This window comes from Saprospiraceae bacterium (genome assembly GCA_016712145.1).
GTDB lineage: Bacteria > Bacteroidota > Bacteroidia > Chitinophagales > Saprospiraceae > Vicinibacter.
The window spans coordinates 505,956-523,928 of sequence record JADJRO010000003.1 but is presented as its reverse complement, the minus strand read 5'-3'; the positions used below and the strand labels follow the sequence as shown (position 1 = coordinate 523,928).

Sequence of the window (17,973 nt, the reverse complement as noted above, 5' to 3'; positions counted from 1 at the left end):
TTATTGAACGGACTGATTGTATAGGTTCTTGGGTAAGTTTCACCTAATACATTCTCATCCGAGTTAATAAAGTTATATTTAGCATCAATAAAAGCCCAGCTTTCATTGTTTGCAAATCGATCTGTTACACCCAGGATTAATCTTCTAAGATCTGTAATATCCTTAGTTGTAATTTTTTATCGTTATTAACGTCTGCAGCAATGATTTTATATGGACTCGTTAATGTTTCTATTCCAAGAATGTGTCTTTGAATCTTCACAATATCAGAAGTTGTAACTCCATTCAAAGGATCATTGTTCTTTCCAGGTGCAACGCTATAGTTACCATTCGTAAATGGCATGTTTGCAAAAGCAAATTTACCATCACCTATAGTACGAATGTTTGACATGATTTGCTTAGTAGGTGTTGCATTATCAACCAACACTACTTCCACATCATTCATTGAATTATTATCCGTATTATTAGAGATCAAACCATTAATAGTTCCACCTGTAAATGTTCTTCCACAAGCTTTATTATTGTCTTGAATTTCAATAAATGTGCGACAGAATGCTTGATTTCCTGTAAGTCTATCTGTAACCCAAAGTTCAACTGTTTGCTGACCTAAATGCCTGCAATCAAAAACCCGTGAACGAATATTGGTATCACTATAAAAACTTAGTACAATCGGATTTTTACAAGCACCATAGCTTCCTAAATCAACATCGCTTGCCCAAACTTCGATCATACCCCAATCGATCTTACCATCTCTATTGGTGTCAATTGGCATCAAATCAATGGATACACCATTAATACAATATGGTGTTGGTGCTTTACAATTTATTATTGTAAAGAATTTTTCAACTGCAGTTTTATTTCCACAACGATCTTCAAATACATATTTGATTTTGTGTTTACCAAGTGGATGACGTCCGCTGGCATCGATTTTATCTCCTACTCCGCTGCGTACAACATCAAATGTGCCATTGTTATAATAGTCGATTAAATATTCCCATGCGAGTTCGTTACCTGGTGTACATAAATCGGAACCAAAACCAAGTAAACTGATATAGCCATTGGTACATGAATCTAATGTACATACAGTCGTATCTTTAGTCGGTATTACATTAACTAATGGATCATCCAGATTATGTATTTTAATAATTTGCTCGTGGGTTGCAAATGGATAGTGGAAACCCGTTGCATCATAATAACCCTGACACCAATCCAGTGCTTTCCATTTACGGATTATTTTATAACAAGCGTCAGCACCTTGTACAATTCTGAATACATGATCTTCAGAACTTAAACCTACCAAGTCACATTTGTCTTCATTATGCAAAGTCGGTTTACTATTAAGTACTTCTGGAGTTAATGCTGCCAAGTCTAAACACATGTATAGTGTGGTATCAGCCGGCCACCAGATATCTTTAAAATCATAAGGTGAATAATTGTAAAATGTAATCACCTGGCGACAGGTATCGGAACCGTTTTTATCTTTAACTACCCAGGTACGTACGATTGTTCCTACATTACATTGGGTTCTGTTATCCACAAAAGAATGTTCGATGGTGAAATCACAATTATCGTGTGCAAAACCATCGTGGAAGTTGATCGTTTTACTCAAACCTTTATATTCTTTAAAGGTGATTGAGCGTTTTTTATTGAAATACAATGAATCCGTTTGAATCAAACCAAAGATTGAAAGGTCTTTGATATCAAAATGAAAGTCACATGCAACTGTCAAATCGATTGGAGCATAACAGGTAGGTTTAATTTTATCCTGTACTTCAACTTGTACCATGCAATCATTGTAATTACCATGTTTATCTTTTGCACGGAATACAACTGTTATTGATTTACCAACATCAGCACAACAGAACTCAACATATGGCCTAAACCACCAAACATTTTGTCCACAAGGTGCGCCATTATCCATTCTCCTTACAAGGAATGAATCGATATGACAATCATCATATGAACCATCGTCAAATGTTTTAGCATAAACATGGGTAGTACCGTAAATTGACAAAGCAACAACTGTTTCTTTATCACAAACAACTACAGGTGCAGTTTTATCCAATACGTGAACAGTCATAACATCTGAACTTGAATTGTAACACTGGTCATAAACTCTGTATTCAATTACATTGTCACCAACTGGAAGGACAACAACACCTCCATTTTTATTTGAAAGAATTCCACCGGGATAAACTACATCTACACGCACCGGACCACCGCAGCTATCAAAAACAACAGCAGGTGGAATGACTACAGTAGCTTGGCATTTATAACCGCCATCTGTGGTTGCATCAAAATCATAAGGAGCATGTACATAGGGTGCTTCACGATCTACAATTTCTAAAATCTGAATGCAAATACGTACGCGTTCAGTGTTACACCACCATTCCCGAATGGTCCACATACGCATGTATTTATGAACACAACCTATTATTCCAAGATCAATGTCTTCATAAGTTACAGCTATGTTGCAATAAATATCGCGAACAGGCCACAAATCAATTGTTTGTGTAGTTACCGGATTTTTAGTAACAGTATCTGTATATGTTGGAACTCCTGTATAGCTCGGGTGGGGATGGCCATTCTTATCGAGTGGGATTCTGCTATAATAAATATCTTTACAGGAAATCGGACAATTGTTAGCAAGTGTCCAGTTTTTTGGACAATTTACTTTTGCAGTATCAAACCTTCTTAAATAGGTTGTATCAGCACATACTGCTGATTTGTTGCCGCTCTTATCATAAGCAACATACTTCCTGATTACTTCCTTTATAACATTTGCATTACAAGTAATTGGAGTGATAATTTCATCTACTAAGACGACTTTATCAAATGCACAATTATCATAAGCATACGGTATGTAAGCTGATGCAACAAAACAAGGAATGGTATCCAAGGTGCATTCAATTACCGGTGGTAGCTTATCTTCAATTTTGGCATAACCCCAACAACGATTACCGGATATATTATCCGTTACTTCAACTTTCAATGTTTCACCAATGTACAAACCAGTTACTACAGGCGAACCTGGAATTAACTTGTCATACTTTAAAACACGAACACTGAATTGACCACCTCTACAACTTGTAAACGTATCATTCAGCATCATTGCCGGTGTAATTGTTGCCTGACAATTTTGATCCAGTGAAACCTGGATTAAACCATTACAAGCAAGTGAACATTGGGCGTTTAGTGAACTGGTATGAAGCGTCGAAACCAGCCACAAAAGGCAGATAGAAAATAATTGAAAACTTTTTAATCTGCGGAAGTCAAACGTAATATTCGTTTTCTCCATGAGATCCTCTATTTAATTGTTAAAAAATAAGTAATACGTAGTTAGTCCCCATGCAATGCGCACAGGTGAAAAAAATCCTTCAGAGAACCTGTATGAAAAGTTTATTAAAATATAATAAACCTAAATACAGAATAGAAGGTCTAGAATCATTGTTGGGTTGAGAAAAAAATACGCGCTAAAACGTATGCTTTAAAGAGAGGATCTTTATTATTTCTGGGGTTGGAAAGACAATTTCCACAACAAAGGTAGAAATTATATTCAAACTTACAACTATTTGTTAATTATTTTTTTTCAAGCAATTACAAATAGCTATTTGTTGTAATACAATGGCAAAGGTATTTGATAGCTATAGATTTTATATACCCAAATACGGTGATATTTAATATTATCAAATAATATAATGTATATTTATCTATTAATCAATTATTTATGATTAATAATTTTTAATCATGCGTTACCTTGCCTTGGGGTAAGCGTTTTTGGAATGAGAACCCCTTTTTACTGATTTAAATCATACTACTGGTGTTCATTGGCTATTCTATATAGATAATCTTCCCGTTGTAACTGTTTTGATTATCTCTGATAGAATAAATATAAGTTCCTGTTTGTGGCAATTCTTTTGATTCAAGTATGAATCCATTCGAACCTTTTTGAATCGCCAGCTTTCTATCAAGAACTAACTTTCCTGTTAGATCATATAAGTTAAATGTTCCGGTTTGTTCTGATTTTGAATTAAAGCCTATCCAAATCCTATCCTTAAATGGATTTGGATCAATTTGCCAATCTGTCAAAGGCTCATTGCTATCGAATACATCTCCATAATTCAAAATGACTTTTAACGGTACATCTGAACTGGGATAAATTTCATTTCTTTCCTGTATATTTAATTGTATACTATTTGAAATGGTATTCTTTTTTAGCGCCTTAAATACCAGACGGATTAGTTTACTAGCTTTGGTTGCTGACTTTGAATCGGAGTTTATCACAACAAAGCGTAGATTCTTGCCATCATATACATACTCATCCTGATGTAATGCCCTCCCAGTTTCTGCACTTAAAAATTCATCAATTCTATAAAGCTCTAAGGAGCTTGCATCCAAATTCAAAGCAATTTGTATTCCTTCAACTTCCATTTCTTTCTTTAATCGAATATCCAGTTGGATTAACTCCCCTTCTTGATACGCTTTGTTGTCAATAATTAAATCTGTATTTCGTAATCTGGATTCCAGTAATTGATAGGAATTAATACCACTGACATCTCCAACTTTTATAGCTTTAAAATTAACTACAGTATCCTGCCATCTGCCCTTCAATGAGATATTTTCGTCAATCAATTCTTCAAGAGGGTATTCCGGATCCCTAAATGCATAATTATCGCGAATAAATCTCCAGGATTTATTACCAGGTACCGCATTGACTTTACCTAAAATAATTTTACGCAACCAACTTATATCAGCTGTCGTAATTCTACTATTGTGATCTACATCTGCCGCGATCCATTCCAAGGGCGAACTGAATTCTTCAATGCCCAATATATGTCTTTGAATTTTAACAATGTCAAGGGTGCTTAAATCTTCAGGCCAATTCTTATCTGATTGTGGTTTGATGATATACTCTTGATTGGTGATAATATTATAAAATAAATAATTACCTAAATCATCGGTTTCTACTTGCTTGTTATAACCTTCCAAGAATACTTCAACCTCTTTCATGGCACCTTTAGTATGCGACTTGATGAGTCCACTTACTGTTCCAATTCTGACCGTTGTCGTACAATAGAAGTTAGGATCCCTTACATGCACCTTTGCCGTACAACTTCCAACATTTCCTGATGAATCTTTTACAAATACAGCAAAATCAAATGTATCTGGAATGGTTTGCAGATCCGCACATGTAATGTATTTAATGGTATCATTCGGGTTAGAAGCATTAAAGGAAATTTTTAACTGACTAGGAGTAGTACAGTTGTCTACATAACTATTAAGCAAACCCCGGGCAGTCAATTGAATGGTGTCGTTGGAGTTCATATCTAAAAACAATACCTTGCAACTAATGCGTGGGTTCTCAAGATCCAATACAATGATTGTTGTGGTATCCTTTATACTTCCACATGAATCTTTAGCTGTAAAAATGACATGCGTAGTTCCAACAGGATAAATTCCGCTTGCATTGGCACCTCCGTTATTGAATGAATTGGTAATCTTTGCATAACGGGCACAGCCACTTAAACTTGCTGCGACAAGATTTACATATTTATAACAAGAATCCGGTCCATTTGCAAAGGTCGTATCTCTTGCGACACTTAATTTAGACCTTTTTAAACTTACTGAAATAATCCGTTGGGTATCTTTTACTGTTTGTTTTGTACAGGCAGAATAAGCAGACCAAACTCTGTCGGTAATTTCACAGCTATCTGCAGTAAACTGAAGTTGTAGATCTGAATAACTAAAATACACAGTACCACAACTGTCTAATGGATCTTTTGGAAATCCCAACGCATTTGGATTATGGCTTACACATTCCGGGACTATCGTATCCCTTGGCCAAATAATATCAGATGGACTAAACCGATAATTATTTAATATACTGATAATCTGAGTACAACTGCTATCGGAACTGCCATCTGGATAAGTCAAATAAAATTTACGATATACTTCTCCGTTTTTACAACTATCTATTGCCAGGCTATCTCTAAAAGTACTTGCAATAGAATCCAAACAAGAAGTAACCACATAGTAGGCACCTGTTTCACCTAAATCAGTATAATCTACTGAACAAGATATAGTGATATCATTTGGACAACTCGGTGGTGCTACTGGATTTTTATCCTGGACATAAATTTGAATCATACAGAAATTCATATTTCCACTACAATCTGTTGCTTTCAAAACCAACATGATCGTATCCCGAATATCTTCACAACAAAAATGGACTTCATCGCTATACAAGGTATCTTGCGGGTAGCCACATGAAGCAGTCATTCTTCTAATTAATACGGTATCAATACAACAATTGTCTGTAACCAAGCCTCTGGAAGCAACCTGTTCAGCAGATAGTATTACCTGTCCTCTGGGGTCTAATGAAACTACCAATGCAGGGGGACACACCAACGATGGTGTAATCCGATCTTTTACCCACACATATGAAGTACAAGTATCTGAATTGCCACATGGATCAATTGCTATATAATTTAAACTGTGTTTCCCTGAATCAAGTAAAATGCTTTGGCCAGGTCTTAATAAAATACTACTATCCAATCGAACAACAAGTATCAACAAATTGGATGGACTGCATGCATCACTTGCTTTAAAAACAGGAATGGTGTAATTTACTTTACAACTTGCATACCCTGAAAATAAAATCGTATCTCTTGGGCAAATCACATCAGGCCTTGTTGTATCAGATACAAGTATTTCCTGCGTTTGCGAACGAATGGCTTGCGTACACCAATCCATCACAGACCAAAGTCTTCTGATTTTCATCATGCCACCACAAACTATTATTGAATCATCTGCATGCGTTACAATCAAATTACATAAATGACTTACTGTGTCACCAAACATCAACGGAACACCAGTTCCACTTAAATCAGGATTAGGACAGTACACGGTATCATTCGCTGGAAAACTAACACTGTCAACCGAAGCTTTCTTAAAATAAATATCCTGAATGCAACTATTTGTATTTCCATAGTTATCAATTGCAGTCCATTTTAAATGTACCACAGCAGAATAACGTGTATTCGAACAATCAAATAAACTTAACGTAAGATCATAATAACTATCAACATCTGGATCACAGTTATCAGAAATTTGCACAAAAGGTGTATAGTCAAATGTAAATGGGTCATTTGCGCATGAAATGGTATCAGCAATACATGTAATTACAGGCTTTAACTTATCCTCAACAAATATTTGAGTCCAGCACATCATGCCATTGGTTGTATCAATTACAGTTGCAGATAGTTTCTTACCTATGTCATTGCATGTAACAATATTGCTACTTGTTTGATTAATCAAGACTTTAAAATTAGCATAGGAAGGATAATAGCCTACCAGCAACATTTGAGGGGTTAATAATGCTTTGCCAAGTGAATCTAAGGAAATTTGCAAATTCCCTATGCAAGTTATAGCTTGTACATCGACAGATTGCACTGATAGTGGTTTTTCCAATCTGTCTGCTGAAGGCCAATCTTCTGGAATGGCCTTCAACTCTAAACAGAATAATAAACCGGAATAAATGAACAGTGTCCTAATACGTTGTACACTTTTCAAACATTTTGGGATGGGATTTATTAAAAATGTAGTTTTCATAATTTGCATTTATCAATTGACGAAAAACAACTATTATTCAGCAATTATTTTATAGTAATTTGAGAATGACTTATTCGAAATTTTTACCAGGTATACTCCTTTATTTAAAATATCTCTATCGTTAAACTCAATTGTCTCAAAAACATCCTGAATATTAAAATTCCGACTTTCAACACGGTTTCCTGTTACATCAAACAGTTCAATATATACTTCTGTGTTTTCAAAATGCTTCAAGCCAACAAATAATCGATCAGAGATTGGATTGGGATATAATGATACTTCTGCTTTTGTTTCAGCCAAATTATAATATAGATTATCAATGCGTATGGTAGTATTTATTCCATATACTTCATTTAAAAAATATTCATTCAACTTTAAATTTGCCTGACAATGTTGATTCTCGTTGTTTATTGGAATACGTATACTAAATTCAGGAGAAAACGGATTAACAGACGCATACGAAACCCGTACTGTATTTCCAGTAATTTGATAATTGGATTCATTAAAATCCTGTAGACTTGACTCCAATTTCGTCGCAAAGTCAGAACATAAATTTTTTACATCCAACTCAAACTGAAATCCATAAATCAATTCTTTCCACAAAGGAGAAATTTCTATAAAGCCTGGTGTCGTAACAACATTAAATCCTGTTGATGAAATATAATTTGTTTTAAAATTAGAGCTTTGATAACTTTGATTTACATCCCCCAATTTAATAGCAATAAAATCCAAATGCTGCATATCATTGCTGGCAATTTCCTTAATTTCCAAACTGGCATCCAATTCTTCAAATGGATCGTTTGGGCTTAAAAATTTGTAGTCCTTATTTACGAAATGATAGGTTTTGTGAGAAGGAAATTCTGTGACTCTTCCTAAAATTAAATTACGCATGTATGCTACATCTTTTGTTGATATTGACTTACTCAAATCGACATCTGCTGCGAGTAATTCTTCAACTTGCTCAAGTAATTCAATTCCCAAAATATGCCTTTGGATTTTAATGATATCAGCTGTAGAAATCCCTGAAGGATCTGGTTGACTAGAAACCATTCCTAATTTGAAAAATTTATTTGCTGGGATGTTGCTAAAAGAATAGTACCCATTTTTATCGGCTGCAACACCGTATGCCTTGCTATCTACAATTAAATTTGCTGATGCAGATTTAACAAGTTGATTGGTTTTTGTTTGCACCAATCCTGATATGCTAACATTCTGAAAACTGGTTGGGCACAAATTATTAACATCATCAATTACAATAAATGTTGTTACATTATTTACATTTCCTTCTAAATCCCATACATATAAATGGATATCGCGTTTACCAATACTATCGCAGGTAAAAATGCGCAGGGTGTCATTAATATCCAGAGAAAATGAAAATCGCAAATCAGATTCAGAAGTACAATTATCTGTACTTTTTAAATTAAAACTTCTTGCGGTAATTGATACCATAGGTCCGGCAGCCATTTGGATCAAACTGCTGGATAGTCCGAAAATCGCAGTTGCTGTTGGCGCTTTCCCATCGCGAACCTCGATGATGGTTTTTAATATACCTGTATTATGACATGAATCATTTGCATAAAAACAAATCAAATGTCTGCCTAATGGGTACATGCCACTGGCATTATTTCCATTTTGTTGAACATCAATTTGCCCATCCCCATTAAAATCAATTGTATAGTGTATGGTTAAATTGGATGTTGATCCGCAATCAGATGCAATAATATTTGGCAAGATTACTTGTCCAGGTTGACAAACAGGAGACTGAATAAAAACTAGTGTATCCACGAGTCCTATCAGTACAGGAGCAACGGTATCCATTATTTTAATTTCCTGGATATAAGAATAGTATCCATTCGCTGCAATGTTTGGATTCGGTTTAAGATTTGGATTGTATTGACACCAGTCAATTACATACCAATACCTTAAAATTTTAGCGCAAACACCGCCCCGGTCAAAATTGTATTTTTCATCTTTTTTGGATGTCTGAACACTTGCACAAGCATCTTCATTTATAATAGGTATGCCCGCATTTATTGTATCTGAATCTATGCGACATGCATATACAATTTTATGTTCTGGCCATTTGAGTTGATTTGGATCTAAACCATTAAATGTTATTGTTTTTAATACGGTAATAATTTGGGTACAGGAACTTTGTTGCCGATGAATATCTGTAGCTATAAATGTTCTTCTAATTTCACCAGAACCACATGCATCCAATTGATTGTCAATAATTGTATCAATTGATAACAATGCGCAATTATCACTTATAAAAGCACCCATTGTGAGTAGGACGCTGTCCAAATCTGCACCACAACTTACTGTTACATTATAAGGACAGGTTATATCAGGAGCAATTTTATCAAGTACAATTGCCTCAATCATGCAATCTACATAATGTCCACGATGCAAAGAATCTGAAACCGGACCATCACCCGGATAGACATCATAAACTCTTAGAATTACCCGGATACTGGATGAATCAACATCCTGACAACAAAAACGAATCAGATCATCAAAATGATTTGCCGGATTTCCTGGATTTGAACATGAATACCCGGATGGATTAAACATCCGTTTTATTTTGAAATAAACATGGCCACAATTATCAGTAGAACCCGCATCAAAAACAGTAGCTGGTATATCTGCAAAGCCAGGACTTGGTAAATTTATGGTTTGTTGTGGGTTGCAAACCAAATTGGGCACTGAAGCATCGTAAACTGTTACATAGGTAGAATCTCTTCCTGTCATGCCGCAATGATCAGTAACCGTATATACCACTTTGTAAACGCCTGTAGTAAAAAACAGGATTCCTCCATTGGTATTTAGAGCAGTAAAAACATTGGAAGTTGTATATGTAATTGATGTTGGACATGCACCTGAATAATTCACGCTTGCTGCAGGCATATTAAACAGGGTATCACATGCTTGAGGCCTCTTTATTTGAATGGTAATATCTGGAGGCGCCACCAATTGAAAATTCAAACTCGGCGTGCTGTTTGCACGTGCACTCGAACTGTCCAGACCCCAACAAACAAGGTAGGCAATCAGGACAGTCCGACAGGATGAATTTCTAAAAAAACAAAGCCAATAGGCTGCTAAAGAGTTTACGGTGCACATAAAATTGAAATTTGCTAAATCCAAAATCAAGTTGATCCGGTTGGGAAAACCGAAGCAACTTTATGTCTTACCTGAATGGTCAATGTAAAATTTGAGGAATAAACCTCTGTGTGTAAGTCTGGAATACAGGCTACCGTTATGGGATAAAATAAAACTGTATGGGTGGGATAAAAAGGGATGTTCAAATAAACTCGCTAATGGAATTCATTTCATATTACAAAATTATATAATGTTTATTAGTCTGTAATACAATTGCTTGGGTATTTTTAATATTTTTATTTCCTATATATAAAACTAGTTTACAATTAGCTCATTTTTAATTAGTTATTTCTTTTCGTGTTTATAAAATCCAATTCACCAAGGGCTTTTCATTATAGGACCTTTTGTGAAATTAGGTTAATCTCCTTTAAATTGGACCTATTTGAATGGGTGTTTTTACCATTGAGAATTCCCCGAACCAAGTAACCTGACACGCATATTTAATTTGATATCTAATTTATACGAAAAAACCTCTTCCCGATCAACGAGAAGAGGTTTATTATTAGTTAGTTAGAATTATGCTCTTTGTATAAAACTCGGAGCATACAAAAATGAGTTTACCCCAAAAAAAAAGCCCCCTCCCGATCACTCGAGAAGAGGCCATCCCAAAAACCGATTTAACTTTTTCTCAATCGTCGATAATATATCATCGCTAACTAAGAGGATTTTGGGAAAGTAGTGATCTTATTCGATCACTACCATCCTTTTAGTTGCTGTATGGTCAGCGGCATCTAACTGATAGTATAATACTCCAGTAGCGTTCAATTCTGATTTCTGTACTTTAACAGTATTCATTCCTTTTACGCCATTGAGTTCAAATACTCTCAATACCTTGCCGGTTACGTCATAGATACTCAATTTAGCAGCACCTGCTTGTGGAAGTCTGTAAGAGATTACAGTTTCTTTAGCAAATGGGTTCGGACTGTTTTGATACAATTCGAATACGCCACTTTCTACCACACCTTTTTCTGTACGTACGCCTAAGCTGATGTCTTTTGAGCTCAATTGAGCATCATAAGCTTCTGCTGTAGTTACATCACTTGTAATTGCTAACAAGCTTCCAATGTTTGATTGGCTACTTGCGCGGAATACAACTGTGAATAAGGTTGCATTTGCATCAACACTTTGAGCTACTTTGCTATCCCAGCTAGTAGTCAAAATACCTTTGCTTACTTGAGTTGTTCCAAAGTTTGACTCATCAACATTCAATGCACCTGCTTCGATTCCTTCGAATGCTAATGCCTGACGGTCGAATTTCAATGTAAACTGGTATCCAGCGATATTTGTAAAGTCACTTGATTTGAAAGCTACTTTATAAAGCTCACCAGCAACCGTTACGTTGTTGTCAACTTCTAAATGTAATTTACCATTATTTCTGCTGCTGCTTCCTGCAACGTTGTGGCCTCTGGCGTCAGTTGTTACATCACCCATTTTAACAGCTACAAAGTTTTCAGTTAAGTTTTCTTGAGCAGTAATAACCTGATTAGATTCTCTTGGTGCAATGAATGGATTGCTTCCGAAAACATACGCCTTAGGAATAAATGTCCATGATTGTACTTTAGAGAACGTGCTGTTAACACCTAAGATTAACTTTCTGATTTCAGAAACGTCTGCTGCAGTGATTGTGGCACTGTTGTTTACGTCTGCTGCAACCATTTTGTATCCGCTGTTTAAAGTCTCAATTCCAAGAATATGTCTTTGAATCTTAACGATATCCTTAGTGGATACTCCATTCAATGGATCGTCATTTCTGCTAGGTTTAACACGGTATGTATTAGGTTTCAAATCTCCGAATAAGTATTTACCATCGTTGCTGGTAATCATACTCTTCATCATATTTGAAGATACTAATAATTCAACATTAGATAATTCAGTCTGATCATCGTTTTCTGTTTTCAAGTCTCCAGTGATTCTACCGAATGATCCTGTATTAGGACAGATATCCTGATTGTCTTGTACTATGATTACTGTTTTGCAGTAGTCAGTATTTCCTTCTTCATCTTCTACCCACATTTGAACATCTACCAACAACTCGTCATTTGCTCCTGCTGCTACGAAATCGTCACAGCATATTGTAATGCTTGTTGCATTTGGATCTCCATTGAAATAGAATAATAAGTCATCTTGATCTGTACAGTTGTCATAGCTGCCTCTATCCAAATCTTTCGCCCAGATTGTTACGCACTTGCTCGCTGGCATTGGTACAGTAATTACTCCGGTCAAACAATATGGTGTTGGTGCTTTGCAATCTTTGATTTCAAATAATTGGCATAATGTACCAATGTTTCCGCAACCATCTTCTACAAACCAACAGATCTTATGGATACCAACTGGATAGTTACCACTTGCATCGAATGGATTGTTTTCATCGTCAGCAGCTGGGTTATGGTGGAATAATGGCGTACGACCTGCAGCAAACTCTTTACGAGTTAATGGACCTACTTTATAGTCATAGCCTGAATGAACTCCAATACCATCATTGAATAAATCAATTTTATAGTCATAGAATAACCAATCCAATGGGCTACAGTTATCAGTTGCATCAGCAGTTATGCTCAAGTGACCATAACAAATGTTGTCTGTTGCATTTTTAACTGCTGGTTCGCAGTCTCCTACGCTGATACTTACAACTGGTTTATCAGTGTCATGTACTTTTATAATCTGTAAATATTCCCAACGACCATTTTCTGGATCGATGCTTGGATCGTATTGACACCAGTCAATTACTGTCCAATGACGTAATACTTTGAAGCATGCATCTGGTTCGATTGTGAATATTTCATCCACATACTCGATACTGATTAATGCACAAAGATCATCTGCTCCGTTTTCTACAACAGGTCTTCCTAATAATGGATTGTCTGGGCTGATATCAGCTCCACAACCATCAATTGTAGTTGCCTGACCTGTACAGTTTCCTGGCCAGGTAATGTCATCATCAGGATCGCAATTGTCTGCTCCGTTGATATAGAATGGATCGCAATCAACAACCCAAATAATTTGAGTTCCTGTAACGCTGATACCATTTGGTCCACGAGCTACGATCGTACGGGTAATTTGACCCTGACCGCACTCTCTGTTATCATTTACACTGATGGTTGGTGTATTGCCGCATGCGCTTAATACGTATCCGTCAAATCCCCAAACCAATTCATATTTTCTGTCATAATGAGCTGTATCAAACAAGCTTCTGTAGTAATCACAAGCTCTGTTCCAAGCTGGTGGGTTTGATGGTGGTGCACCAGGTACATAACCTGGGTAACCAGTATAATCATTACGCACGCAGTATTTGTAACATACTAAGTCATTGGTAACTACTTTATGTCTTTGAGACAAGTCAGTAACTACACGACCGAATGTAGGATCGTTTGGATCGTCAATTTTGTCAACGTCAAACCAGAACCAGCAGCTTACCACGATATTTGGTGGTGGAACTACGGTAGGTACACTCTTATCTTGTACTTCAACTTCAACCATACAATCGCTGAAACGGTTGAATAATGGTCCACCTGGATTCATACGATTTGGTGCAATTGGGCCTGCGCCTGGATCGCGATCGTACACACGGAAAACAACCATTACTGTTTTACCAACATCTGAACAACAGAATTTAACATGGTCATCAAAATAAATTTGGTTACCATCTAATACTGAGTTGTCATCGCCATTGATACCAGAGCAGTTTGTTCCGTTATCAGCTTGATTTGCATTGCTACCGTTGTTCGTACCTCTTAAATGCTCCATACGGATTGCCTTGAAGAAGATATGAGGTGCACAGTTATCAAAACTTCCTTGATTAAATGATTCTGCAAATATTTTTGCAAAGTTTTCACCAGGAGATTGATTTCCATTGATGCTAACTACTGTTTTAGCTTCGCAAACAGCAATTGGAGGAACGTTATCAAATACGTTTAATGCAATTCTTTTCTTAGTTACGTTACCACAGCAGTCTTCAGCAATGATATAACCACTTTGGATTCCAACCGGCATGTTGATAACAACATATCCAGCATTTTCGTCACCCAAAACAGTACCATCTTCAACTTCAACTGTATAGTGAATTTCGTTTGAACAATTGTCTCTCAACCAGGCTGGTGGAACTTCCCAACGACCTGTACATGTCCAAACTTCCATATTAACGTTAACTGTATCTGGATACAGAATTTCTGGTCCAAAAGCATCAGCAACTTTAATGATTTGGTTATGACCACCTACTAAGCTGGTACACCAATCCAAAACAGTCCATTGTCTTAATACTTTATAACAACCTACTGGTCCTGCATCGCAACCTGGACGAGCCAAGTCAATAACGATATCTTTGTAAGTAACACCTAAGTTACGGCAGTTGATACCACCTGGGTATCCTGTACCTTGCCACATAACTACCTCATCTGGTCCCCAACAAACTGGATTATTTGCTCTCCAGCTTGGGTGTGCAGGGTAATACACTGGGTAAGGATTTGGGTGGCCTTGGTATGGACCTGAATCCAAACAATTCCAACCTAATACTCTAGGTAAACGCTCTCCAGCTAAGTCACCATTAGGACTTGGTAAGAAACCACCAGTTGCAAACCAATGTGCAGAGTCTAACAAGTAGCCATCAACACAATATGGGTATGACAAGTAGTGTGGCGTAACGTCTTTATCATAAATTTTCTCATTACAATTCAACATTGGATTTTCAATGTTGTCATAATTTAAAGGCACAACAGCATCTGTTAATAAACCTAAACCAACTGTAATTGTCTGAACGCAAGTAGCTTTATTGCCAGATGCATCAATAACAGTCCAAGTACGTCTAATAACCCGGTCGTTGCCAATTGCACAAGAACCTTGAGTTACATTGTCTTTATAAGAAATTGTATAGCTTCCGCAGTTTTCACGCACACCAGGTGTACCTGTAAAGAACGGAGTTGTTTCAGAATAACAAGGAACGCACGTATCTCTTGCACAAGTTAAAATTGGTGGTAATTTATCTTCTACTGTAGCATGTCCCCAGCAGCTGTTGCCAGTTTGTGGGTCACGAACTGTAATTTTTAATTCTCTTCCAATATCTTGGTTACCTACCTGAGATCCAGTTACATTAGGCTGACGATCGATGATGGTATTGGTAATCCAATCACGAATCTCTACAGTATAATCATTGTAGCAACGGTATGGGCCACCGGATAATACTTCATCAGCACCAATTGTAGCAAAGCAGTTTTCATCCAAGCTCACTTGAATTTCATCATGACATGCTAAAGCTGTAACTGTATTTGGATAAGGAATAACGCACACTTCAAAATTACATACAGTACGGTTATTTGAAGCATCAACTGCCTCATAACATAATGAACGACAACCAATTGGGAAATAAGATCCAGGACCGTAAGGCTGTCCACAAGTTTGAATAACTGGAACCATACCTAATCCTGCTGGATCGATTCTTGAATACAATACCTCACCTGGGAATCCAAATGGACTACAAGCAATACCGAAGTTAGCTCCTGCTAAGTTAACAGAAATAACACCGACACTACCTGCTGGAGAATTGTGAACTGGATTGATTGCAATGATACTATCTTGGAATGTACCAACACAAGTACCAAAACCAGGTAAGTTCATACTCATACCAGAGTTGATCGTACCTAAGATACCAAAACCTCTGATCTCACCAGGATTCAATAAGATACCCCCATTGCCACTTGCAGTTTGAGTTATATTGCTCGCATTACAAATAGGGCCTTGGCGTGTACCAGCTGCTGGCTTAGCCAAATAGATAGTATCTTTTTGGAATGCAGCACCATTCGTCCAAGCATAGGTACGAACTGAGTCAGCTGGACCAGTAGTTTTTAAAAGAGTCCAAGCAGACTTAGGCATGTTGTTTAAGCAAGTTTGCCCTGCTGCTGGCCAACCACCTGTAGGAGCTGCTCTCCAAGATGTATTTGCAGTATTACGGGTATAAACCTCGAATGTACCAGCTGTAGTATTGGCACCACTGGTAAATGCACTTGCAAAACCGCGGATATACATTGGACAGTTACTCTTATTTCTAATATCAAAGAAATAACCACCGGAGTCACCACAAGCGTTGATCCCGCAGAAATTCTGACCATAAGAGTTACAACCGATAAGACCTACGTTTTGACCGAATACCAATGGATAAGGACAGTTGTCCATCGCCATAAACATCGGAGCATTCCAAGCCACTTCGCATTCGCCAGGACCTGCGTTTAAGTTAACACGGCCGCCTTTAGGACAAGCTGGGTTAAATACCGGAGGTTCTGTATCTGCGATCACGATGGTTTGAGAAGCTGTATCATCGACGCTCCCTGCACGAGTTCTCCAGTACAATCTGGTTGTACCAGCTTGACCGATTACTACGCCACCAGGAGGACAAGGTATAAAACCTGACAAAGAACTAAAACATGTTGCACTAACTGGAGTTAGACTGTATTCCGTACGAACTGGCTGCGTTGGAGCACAACCTGTAGAAGCAATACATTGTATAGGTGCAGGAGAACAAGATCCTGGAGCTAAAGGAAGTATAATTGGTGTAGGTGAACCTACAATGTTTGCTGCTTGCTCGAATATTACGTTACCAGTAACAAACGTTCCTGCATTTCCAGCCCAGGTATCATAACCAACCATGGTCCAGGTACCATTCAAATTTGCTACATCACCAATACGATCTCCAGCAACTGTTGTACTGGTAAGGTCGTTTAATGAGCAAAATTGTGGATTAAAATCAGTACTACAACCAACTCCATTTCTTGAAGACCAAGAACTAGAACCAATTTGGGCATCTGGTTTGTAAGGATTTGCATTTAAGAAAAAGCCTGCATCTGTTGCTGATTGCAAAGCGGTATCATTAAAATTGAAGGTATGTGTACCTCCCGCAATCCAACCAGAACCGGTGAATAGTGAAATTCTTCTACCACCTGGTGCCTGAAGGCCGTAATAAACGTCCGTCTGCCAGTCCATGGTATAAGTTAAAGTAACTCTTGCCAATCGGTGGCAATTAGTTAAACCAGAAGCCGTGGTTGTGGACTTCATGGCAGCCGCAAACGTACATGTGTTATCATTAACGGTAAAACCGCCTGGAAATGTAAACGTCTGAGCTTGCACATTCAATCCCCAACAAGCTACCATAAGTAGCAAGCCGATCCGGGGGAATTTTGAAATTAATGTCAAGACATCTTTCATGAGATATTGTTTTTA

Annotated in this window: 4 protein-coding genes; all 4 read right to left on the bottom strand. The window is 37.1% G+C overall.

Annotation, left to right across the window (positions count from 1 at the left end; all coding sequences use genetic code 11):
* Nucleotides 1-136: 136 nt before the first annotated feature.
* On the bottom strand, nucleotides 137-3,295 hold the full coding sequence (locus IPK91_14775; protein MBK8298512.1) for a hypothetical protein: 3,159 nt from the start codon (nucleotides 3,293-3,295) through the stop codon (nucleotides 137-139).
* Between the two features lie 533 nt (nucleotides 3,296-3,828).
* Nucleotides 3,829-7,608: a T9SS type A sorting domain-containing protein gene (locus IPK91_14770; GenBank protein MBK8298511.1), complete on the bottom strand. Its 3,780-nt coding sequence runs from the start codon at nucleotides 7,606-7,608 to the stop codon at nucleotides 3,829-3,831.
* A gap of 33 nt (nucleotides 7,609-7,641) precedes the next feature.
* On the bottom strand, nucleotides 7,642-10,731 hold the full coding sequence (locus IPK91_14765; GenBank protein MBK8298510.1) for a T9SS type A sorting domain-containing protein: 3,090 nt from the start codon (nucleotides 10,729-10,731) through the stop codon (nucleotides 7,642-7,644).
* A gap of 723 nt (nucleotides 10,732-11,454) precedes the next feature.
* Nucleotides 11,455-17,958: a T9SS type A sorting domain-containing protein gene (locus IPK91_14760; protein MBK8298509.1), complete on the bottom strand. Its 6,504-nt coding sequence runs from the start codon at nucleotides 17,956-17,958 to the stop codon at nucleotides 11,455-11,457.
* Nucleotides 17,959-17,973 lie beyond the last annotated feature (15 nt).